Origin of the sequence: Rummeliibacillus pycnus, from assembly GCF_050459865.1 — a bacterium.
In the GTDB taxonomy this organism is placed as follows: domain Bacteria; phylum Bacillota; class Bacilli; order Bacillales_A; family Planococcaceae; genus Rummeliibacillus; species Rummeliibacillus pycnus_B.
The window spans coordinates 1-8,369 of the sequence record NZ_JBCMNM010000028.1; the positions used below are offsets into that span (position 1 = coordinate 1).

An 8,369-nucleotide genomic window follows, 5' to 3' on the forward strand; every position below is an offset into this window, starting at 1 on the left:
CAGAAAACAGATTAATACTAATAATATTTGTATTTAAACACTTTTTCAGTACCTTACTACGTTCCTGTTGGGCTATGAATGAAACTCAACGAATTAACATCGCACGAAGGAAATTCCTAAAACCTATTGCTATTTTACAGTATTATCCATTACAATAATAAGAATATTTCGAAAGGCGGTAGATACTATGATAAAAATTTCTGATGATCTCTTATTACGTCCTGTTAATCCTGAAGATGCAAACGCATTATTTTCATTAACTGACTCTGATCGAGAATATTTAAGAGAATGGCTTCCATGGGTTGATGGCACAAAGACAAATGAAGATACTATAAACTATATTGCTTTTAGTCAGAAAGGTGAAAAAGATGGCACATTATTAAACTTGTCTATTGTTTGGAATGGAGAGGTTGTTGGAATTACAGGTTTTAATAATATTGATCGCACAAATCGAGTAGCTACTATTGGCTATTGGTTAGGAAGCGAATACCAAGGAAACGGCATTATGACAAGAGCAGTCCATGCGTTAACCGACTTTGCTTTTAAACAACTATTCATGAATAAAGTAGAAATACGCGCTGCAGTAGAAAATAAAAAAAGTAGAAGTATCCCTGAACGTCTAAAATATACGCAAGAAGGTACTCTTCGAAGTAATGAATGGCTTTATGACCATTATGTGGACCATGCTGTTTATGGCATACTTGCTGATGAATGGCATAACGATTCCAATTCATCCATCAACAAATCTTTTTACTCTAAATAAAACAGTTAAATTACAATTTTTTTAATTTCATGTTCATATACTTGGTGTGCATTATTACGGAAATATTCTAGAAGAATAATCTTTTAGAAGAAAAAAGTATTTTAATATTAGTTAAGAAAAAGAGAATGTAGGAGCTAATTCAAGTTATTTTAGAATAAGCTTATAAATTTAAGAAATTATACAATAAAGTTAAATAGTGAAAAATAAATTTAGTTTTCAAACAATTTCAATCCAATATATACCAGATTGACCACCATTTAAGTTATACTATATTTATCGTTCATGTCATTTTTTTCTACTTAATGGGGGTGTTTTAATGAATCGTCACCATGCACGGATCGTTGTTGGAGCTATTTTATTTTTAGTGGTCGCAATGGGAATTGGCCGTTTTTCGCTGACACCGATTTTACCGTTTATGCGTGAAGCAGAGGGATTATCTGTTGAAAAAGGTGGATGGTTAGCTTCTGCAAATTACATTGGCTATTTTATAGGAGCTCTATGGGCAGGTTTTATCGTAAGAAATCAGAAAAAAGGGCTCCACATAAATGCTTGGATTTGTGTTCTGTCGATATTGGGTATGGGGATTGTAAACAACTTTTATCTATGGCTATTTTTACGATTAATTAACGGTATTACTGGTGGATTAATTTTTGTTTTAACTTCCAGTATGTTATTAGATTACTTGGCTCGTAATTCTCTTTCAAAATGGTCTGGCTATGTTTTTAGTGGTATTGGTATTGGCATTGCTTTATCAGGAATTTTAGTGCCTTATTTCCAAAAATACTTTTCATGGCAAGGCGATTTTATTGGCCTAAGTATTTTGTCTACTGTTTTTGTTCTAACTAATCACTTTTTGTGGAAAAAATTAGAGAATCCATCGATTGAAAAAATAAAAGGACCATCACAAAAATTCTGGACTGGTTTTATGCCTTGGATTACGATTGCTTATGGATTTGAAGGACTAGGTTATATTATCACTGGTACATTTTTGGTAGATATGATTCATGAAATGCCAAGTTTACAGAATTACGCTAGTTATAGTTGGGTAATTGTAGGGATTGGTGCAATTCCTTCAGCACCAATCTGGAGCATATTAATGGCAAAATATAAACCTATTATTATATTAGCTTCAGCTTATATACTACAGATTATTGGCATATTCTTACCTATTCTTTCACCTACAATTTTTGGAGTTATGGGCTCTGCTCTTCTATTTGGCATTACGTTCGTGGGGATTGTCGTTTTGACTACATCATATTGTAGAGAACTTTATCCGACTAAAAGTGCAAGTGTTGTTTCAACGCTCACCTCTTACTATGCTATTGGGCAAATAATTGGCCCGATTATTGCTGGAAAACTTGCTACATATTTTGGTGGATATAATAGTGCTCTCATTTTTGCTGGCAGTGTTATTACCTTCGCTTTATGTTTGCTACTATTTGGAAGAAGATATTCACAGGTAAAATTAAATGCAAATACATCAACTGCATAAATTTATTTTGTAAAGGTAGCGGCTCGGCTCCCGTCCCGGGAAATAAACGTTCTTTTTTCTATAATTTTTGTAAAAAAAATATAGGCAAACTTTAGGGTTTGCCTACAGAGAGGCAGAAGCAATAAGCTTCTGCCTCTTTTTAAATTACATTATTTCTTGCAATTCTTCTTCAGTAAGAGATTTCAAATATGCTTTGATTTCTTTAATTCCATCTAATGTATCGACTAATACATCAGGAGACACTAATGTAATCATACGATTTTCTAAATTTGCAACTGCACTAAAGTATTGTGTCTTCGCATAATTTACAAGGCCCACTTGCTTTAGTTGGTCTTCTTCAATATCTAAGATTTCTTTCGCTTCTAAAACTACTAATCCAAAGATAAAATCATCAACTTGTACTACAATCATTTTAGCTTCAGATGAATTTGCAGGATGGTGATATAGAATTTGCTCAAAATCTAGAATCGGTATAAGTTCGCTCCGAATTCGTGTTAAACCTAATACATAATCAGGTAAATGAGGAATTCGATTAATTCTTTCAACCTTCTCAATTGATACTACTCTTTCAACTGGAATAGCATATTCCTCTTCACCACATCGAAAAATGACAACTTTCATACTCGGCATTAACTCACTCTCTTTTTGTAGGATGGGTTATTTCACATTAGCTGCACATTTTACAATTTCCACTAAAAGATCAGCTAGTTTTTCTAATTCTTCAACTGGAATTCGTTCATCAGTTGTATGAATATGTTCATAACCTATAGCTAAATTTACAGTAGGAATACCATAACCAGCGATTACGTTTGCATCACTACCGCCACCTGATTGCATAAGTTTTGGTTCGCGACCGATATTTTTAACTGCTTCTTGGGCCACTTTAACGACTAAGTCTTCAGGACCAAATTTGAATCCTGGATACATACGTTTTACTTCAACTTCTGCTGAACCACCCAATTCTTTTGCAGCTGATTCGAAAGCTTCCTTCATGTGTTTTTCTTGTTCCACTAGTTTTACTTCATTTAATGAACGGCATTCTGCTAAAACTGTTGCTTCGTCACATACGATATTTGTTGCTTTACCGCCTTCAAAACGACCAATATTTGCAGTAGTCTCTGAATCGATACGGCCTAATTTCATTTTAGCAACCGCTTTTGCAGCAATTGTAATTGCAGAAATACCTTTTTCCGGTTCAACACCTGCATGTGCTGTTTTACCTTTTAATGTAGTAAATATTTTTGTTTGGAAAGGTGCTGCTGTAACGATTTCTCCAACTTTACCGTCAGAGTCAACTGCAAAACCATATTTTGCGTACACTTTTTCGTGATCTAATTCTTTTGCTCCCTCAAGACCTGATTCTTCGCCTGCAGTGATAACATATTGGATATCACCATGTGCAATTTTTTCTTCTTTAAGACGTTTTGCCAATTCTAATAATCCTGCAATTCCAGCTTTATCATCTGCGCCAAGAATTGTTGTGCCATCTGAATAGATATAGCCATCTTCTTTGATGATTGGTTTGATACCAACACCAGGAACTACAGTATCCATATGTGATGTAAAGTAAATTGGTTGTACATCAGATAATGTACCTTTTAATGTAGCAATTAAGTTACCTGACGCATGTCCGTTACGACTAGCAGCATCATCTTCATACACGTCGAATCCTAATGCTTCTAATTTACTAACTAATACTGGTGAAATTTTTTCTTCATGGTATGTTTCTGAATCGATTTGTACTAATTCTAGAAATTCTTCAACGATACGACTTGTCATCACGCAAAACTCCTTTTATTTGTGGTATCTATACTACCTTATTCCCAGTCAATTTTATCACAAATTCATAAAAATAACTTATCCTATGATATTTTATTTTACATATGATGGATAATGGAGAGATTGTTTGTGAGTTCGCTATGAATTAAATCAACAATATACTATAACAAATCCTCTATTAAAAAATGGGTATCTTAAAAGAGTCTAATAAACACTTTTAAGATACCCTTGCTTAATATAGTCATTGTAATTAGTGATTCAAATATGTTTGATTAAAAAATGACCTATCAATGAGACAATTTTTATTTAAAATATTACAACGGAATATTACCGTGTTTTTTATATGGTCTAGATTCTTTCTTCGTACGAAGCATTTCTAGTGATTGCATTAGTTTAATACGAGTTTCGCGTGGATCGATGACATCATCTACTAAGCCGTGAGATGCTGCAACGTATGGGTTCGCGAATTTATCTTTGTATTCTTCAATTTTTTGCGCACGAGTAGCTTCTGGATCTTCAGATTTTGCGATTTCACCTGCGTGGATGATGTTCGCTGCGCCTGATGCACCCATAACTGCGATTTCAGCATTTGGCCATGCATAAACCATGTCTGCACCAATTGATTTTGAGTTAAGTGCAACGTATGCACCACCATATGCTTTTCGAAGAATAACTGTGATTTTTGGAACAGTTGCTTCTGAATAAGCAAATAGGATTTTCGCGCCGTGACGAATGATTCCACCATGCTCTTGCTTTACGCCTGGGAAGAAACCAGAAACGTCTTCAAATGTAATGATTGGTACATTGAACGAGTCACATGTACGGACAAAACGTGCTAGTTTATCAGATGAATTGATATCTAGGCCACCTGCAAGTACTTTTGGTTGGTTACATACAAGACCAACTGATTCACCATCGATACGAGCGAAACCAACGACAATATTTTTCGCAAATTCTTTTTGAACTTCCATAAATGAATCAGCATCTACAATGTGTTCAATCACTTTACGAACGTCGTAAGCTTTTGTTTGGTCAACTGGAACAAGATCAAGTAATTCTGAACGATAATTGTCATCTTCAGGATCTTTTTCTACTTCAACAATTGGTGCTTTTTCCGTGTTATTTTGTGGTAAGTAGCTAAGTAATTGTTTGATTTGTTCAATTGCTGTTTCTTCATCTTCTGCACGGAAATGTGCATTACCGCTTACAGAGTTATGGACTTTCGCACCGCCTAAACCTTCAGATGAAATTTGTTCACCTGTTACTGTTTCGATAACTTTTGGTCCCGTGATAAACATTTGAGATGTCTTATCAACCATTAAGATGAAATCAGTGATTGCTGGAGAATATACAGCACCCCCTGCACAAGGTCCCATGATCACTGAGATTTGTGGAATTACACCAGAATAAATGGAGTTTCTATAGAAAATGTGACCATATCCATCTAGTGATAATACACCTTCTTGGATACGCGCACCGCCTGAATCGTTAATACCGATAAATGGCGCACCGTTTTTCGCAGCTAAATCCATAACATTCGCAATTTTCTTAGCATGCATTTCCCCTAGAGCACCACCGAAAACTGTGAAATCTTGTGAGAATAGATAAACTGGTCGGCCATTCACTTTACCATAACCCGTTACAACACCATCTCCAGGGCCCTCTTTTTTCGCCATACCAAAGTCCACTGTGCGGTGTTTTACAAAAGGATTAATCTCTACGAATGTTCCTTCATCAAGTAATAATTCGATACGTTCGCGAGCTGTCAACTTACCTTTTTCATGCTGTTTGTCGATTCGTGCTTCACCGCCACCAAGTTCGATTTCACGTTTTCTATCATATAATTCATTGATTTTATCGTACATATCCATATGCTAATTACCCCTTTACTTGACTTCTGTCTACTAATTCGTAAAGCACACCATAAGATGATTTAGGATGTATGAAAACCACTTTAGCTCCACCTGCGCCAATTTTTGGTTGCTCAGATAATAGACGAGCACCTTCTGCTCGCATTTTCGCCATTTCTTGTTCTATACCAGTAACAGCTAACGCTATATGATGAATCCCCTCACCGCGTTTTTCCAAATATTTATAGATAGCGCTTTCTTTTGTGAGTGGTTCTAAGAGTTCAATGTGTGTATTTCCTGCATCGATAAACGCAACTCGAACCTGCTCTGACTCTACTTCTTCAACATTGATAAGTTTCATTCCTAATACATTTGTATAATATGTAACGCGCTCATCTAAATCATTGACCGCAATACCGATATGATCTACATTCTCCATGCATCCCCCAACTCCTTCTTTGTTGTATAACACAATTGTACATAAATTTTTCTGAAAACTCTAGTACTTGTTAAATAATTAATATCTGATAAAATATTTTTAAGGAAAAAAAGGAGAGAACGAGAAATGAGTAATAAGAAGATACAGAAAATTGTCGTAATATTAATGGCCTTAATTATGGTAATGTCTATGTTAACATTTGGCCTAGCAATGATTAAATAAAAAAAACAGACTCATGTAGCTACTATTGAGTCTGCTGTTACACATATTGTTATATTATATCTAGTAAAAGTTAATATATTTACTATTTGTGTATTAAAAACATCTTTCAGTGTATCAATTTTTGGAGATGTTTTTTTTTGCTTTTTTTGAAGGAAAGATAGCTTAATTATATTTTCCTCAAACGATGTCATTCAAAATATTTCATTTACAATTTTCTTTCTTGCTTATTTTGCTTAACCGAATAAAATAACCATACGATCCACACGATAATATATACACAAACTGCAAATATTTCTGGTAACAACACAAACCACCAAGACCAAGAGATAATACCTACTAATTTTAAAATGATTAAGATTATTGTTAGAGATTCAGCAAAACCCAATGCCATTCTCCTTTCTATAAAAAAATGCTAATTATTGCTCCTCTTCTATCAGGATTTCCAACTAATTAATTTTCTATTTATATGATTCGCTTTGTTTTATGCAATCCTGTCATTTTTACATAAATAAAAGCACCCCCTTTAGAGATGCTTGAAATATGCACTATTTTATTAGTTTTAATTATTCCACTGACTCTTTTACTACTCTTAAAATTTCTGTATAGTAGCCCTTTTGATTATTACAATAACGAGCATTTTCTTCTAGGTGAGCAAGTTCTTGATCGATTTCGTTTATCATATTAGTAATAATTAGTTGTGTCATTCCACTACTAGTTTTCCCATATGCATTGATTAGTATCTGCCTTCTTTGTGCTAAATTTCTTTGCTTATCAAGCGATTGAATAGCATCTTCAGCAAAGTGTTGAATTTTTGATTCAAGCTCCTCAATAAATAATGTTGCAGCGTCTTTTGTCATTCTATTTACATATACCATGAACATCCCTCCTATCACAATGAATAAATATCTACTATTAGAGTATTTAGTTGATAGACTATTTATTCGCTAGAAGATCAATAAAAAAATAATTACTTAATTGATTATCTATTAATCTTCCAAAAGTATATTAGTACAAGCAATTTACTTGGATTTAAATTTTTTTTGTCGTATAGTAGAATCTCAACATGAATTAATAAGGAGAGGTAATACAAATGACAATTACTAAAAGTACTTTAAATAAAGTTATGCACGAACGTAAATCTGTTCGTAAATACGACCCGCAATTTAAAATTCCTCAATCACAGTTAGAAGAATTATTAATGGAAGCTACATCTGCTCCTTCATCTAGTAATCTACAACCTTGGCGTTTTCTTGTAATTCAAGATGAAGCCATCAAAAAAGAATTGCGCACAATTGCATTTAATCAAGAACAAGTAGAAACTTCTTCAGCGATCATTGCTGTTTTAGGTGATATCGAAATGTATAAAAATGTCGAAGAAGTTAATAATCAAAACTTTGAACAAGGCTATATGGATGAAGCCACAAAAAATATGATGATTGAAAACTCATTAAATCTATATTCAAATCTTCCAGAAGAAGTATTAACAAATATCGCAACTTTTGATGCTGGCTTAATTTCTATGCAAATTATGCTATTAGCGAAAGACATGGGATACGATACAGTTCCAATGGGTGGATTCGATAAAAATGCATTTGCTAAAAAATTTGAATTACCTGATCATATAAAACCAATTTTACTTATTGCGATTGGAAAAGCAGCAGTCCCAGCACATGGTTCTTCACGATTACCATTTGAAAAAATTGCGAAATTTATTTAATCGAATCAATTTTATTAACCCATTTTCGTTTTTTAATACGAGCATTTCAATACATTAACTTTTCTATATCAGATTTGTGTTCCGCTACAGATGGCGCTTTCCGCGGG

Annotated in this window: 10 protein-coding genes; 4 read left to right on the forward strand and 6 right to left on the reverse strand. The window is 33.9% G+C overall.

Annotation, left to right across the window (positions count from 1 at the left end):
- The first annotated feature begins 187 nt into the window (after positions 1-187).
- A complete protein-coding gene (locus tag ABE048_RS07740; protein ID WP_430310371.1) occupies positions 188-763 on the forward strand; it encodes a GNAT family N-acetyltransferase in 576 nt (191 codons plus the stop codon).
- 316 nt (positions 764-1,079) lie between these two features.
- Positions 1,080-2,255, forward strand: coding sequence for a YbfB/YjiJ family MFS transporter (locus ABE048_RS07745; protein ID WP_430310372.1), 1,176 nt, complete (start codon positions 1,080-1,082; stop codon positions 2,253-2,255).
- Between the two features lie 144 nt (positions 2,256-2,399).
- Here the strand turns inward: ABE048_RS07745 and ABE048_RS07750 are convergent, their stop codons facing one another.
- The 4 genes from ABE048_RS07750 to mce form a co-directional block, all read right to left on the reverse strand.
- On the reverse strand, positions 2,400-2,885 hold the full coding sequence (locus ABE048_RS07750) for a chemotaxis protein CheW (protein WP_430310373.1): 486 nt from the start codon (positions 2,883-2,885) through the stop codon (positions 2,400-2,402).
- Positions 2,886-2,912: 27 nt separating this feature from the next.
- Positions 2,913-4,034, reverse strand: coding sequence for a M20/M25/M40 family metallo-hydrolase (locus ABE048_RS07755; RefSeq protein ID WP_430310374.1), 1,122 nt, complete (start codon positions 4,032-4,034; stop codon positions 2,913-2,915).
- 314 nt (positions 4,035-4,348) lie between these two features.
- Positions 4,349-5,905: an acyl-CoA carboxylase subunit beta gene (locus ABE048_RS07760; protein WP_430310375.1), complete on the reverse strand. Its 1,557-nt coding sequence runs from the start codon at positions 5,903-5,905 to the stop codon at positions 4,349-4,351.
- A 7-nt stretch (positions 5,906-5,912) separates the two neighbouring features.
- Positions 5,913-6,323 carry a methylmalonyl-CoA epimerase gene (mce, locus tag ABE048_RS07765; RefSeq protein ID WP_430310376.1) on the reverse strand — a complete coding sequence of 137 codons (411 nt, stop codon included), beginning with the start codon at positions 6,321-6,323 and terminating at the stop codon, positions 5,913-5,915.
- Positions 6,324-6,449: 126 nt separating this feature from the next.
- Here mce and prli42 point away from each other — a divergent pair, with 126 nt between their 5' ends.
- Complete coding sequence (gene prli42 / locus ABE048_RS07770; protein ID WP_430310377.1) at positions 6,450-6,545, forward strand: stressosome-associated protein Prli42; 96 nt, start codon at positions 6,450-6,452, stop codon at positions 6,543-6,545.
- Positions 6,546-6,750: 205 nt separating this feature from the next.
- Here prli42 and ABE048_RS07775 read toward each other — a convergent pair whose 3' ends face one another.
- Both ABE048_RS07775 and ABE048_RS07780 read right to left on the reverse strand, forming a co-directional pair.
- Positions 6,751-6,930: a transmembrane Fragile-X-F protein gene (locus ABE048_RS07775; protein WP_430310379.1), complete on the reverse strand. Its 180-nt coding sequence runs from the start codon at positions 6,928-6,930 to the stop codon at positions 6,751-6,753.
- Positions 6,931-7,108: 178 nt separating this feature from the next.
- Positions 7,109-7,420, reverse strand: coding sequence for a hypothetical protein (locus tag ABE048_RS07780; RefSeq protein ID WP_430310380.1), 312 nt, complete (start codon positions 7,418-7,420; stop codon positions 7,109-7,111).
- A 215-nt stretch (positions 7,421-7,635) separates the two neighbouring features.
- Here ABE048_RS07780 and ABE048_RS07785 point away from each other — a divergent pair, with 215 nt between their 5' ends.
- Positions 7,636-8,262, forward strand: a complete 627-nt coding sequence (locus ABE048_RS07785; RefSeq protein ID WP_430310381.1) for a nitroreductase family protein — start codon at positions 7,636-7,638, stop codon at positions 8,260-8,262.
- The last annotated feature ends 107 nt before the right edge of the window (positions 8,263-8,369 follow it).

Coding starts and splice junctions, on each gene's coding strand:
- ABE048_RS07745 (WP_430310372.1), top strand. CDS start 1,080: ATGAATCGTCACCATGCACGGATCGTTGTTGGAGCTATTTTATTTTTA.
- ABE048_RS07740 (WP_430310371.1), top strand. CDS start 188: ATGATAAAAATTTCTGATGATCTCTTATTACGTCCTGTTAATCCTGAA.
- ABE048_RS07780 (WP_430310380.1), bottom strand. CDS start 7,420: ATGGTATATGTAAATAGAATGACAAAAGACGCTGCAACATTATTTATT.
- mce (WP_430310376.1), bottom strand. CDS start 6,323: ATGGAGAATGTAGATCATATCGGTATTGCGGTCAATGATTTAGATGAG.
- ABE048_RS07755 (WP_430310374.1), bottom strand. CDS start 4,034: ATGACAAGTCGTATCGTTGAAGAATTTCTAGAATTAGTACAAATCGAT.
- ABE048_RS07760 (WP_430310375.1), bottom strand. CDS start 5,905: ATGGATATGTACGATAAAATCAATGAATTATATGATAGAAAACGTGAA.
- prli42 (WP_430310377.1), top strand. CDS start 6,450: ATGAGTAATAAGAAGATACAGAAAATTGTCGTAATATTAATGGCCTTA.
- ABE048_RS07785 (WP_430310381.1), top strand. CDS start 7,636: ATGACAATTACTAAAAGTACTTTAAATAAAGTTATGCACGAACGTAAA.
- ABE048_RS07750 (WP_430310373.1), bottom strand. CDS start 2,885: ATGCCGAGTATGAAAGTTGTCATTTTTCGATGTGGTGAAGAGGAATAT.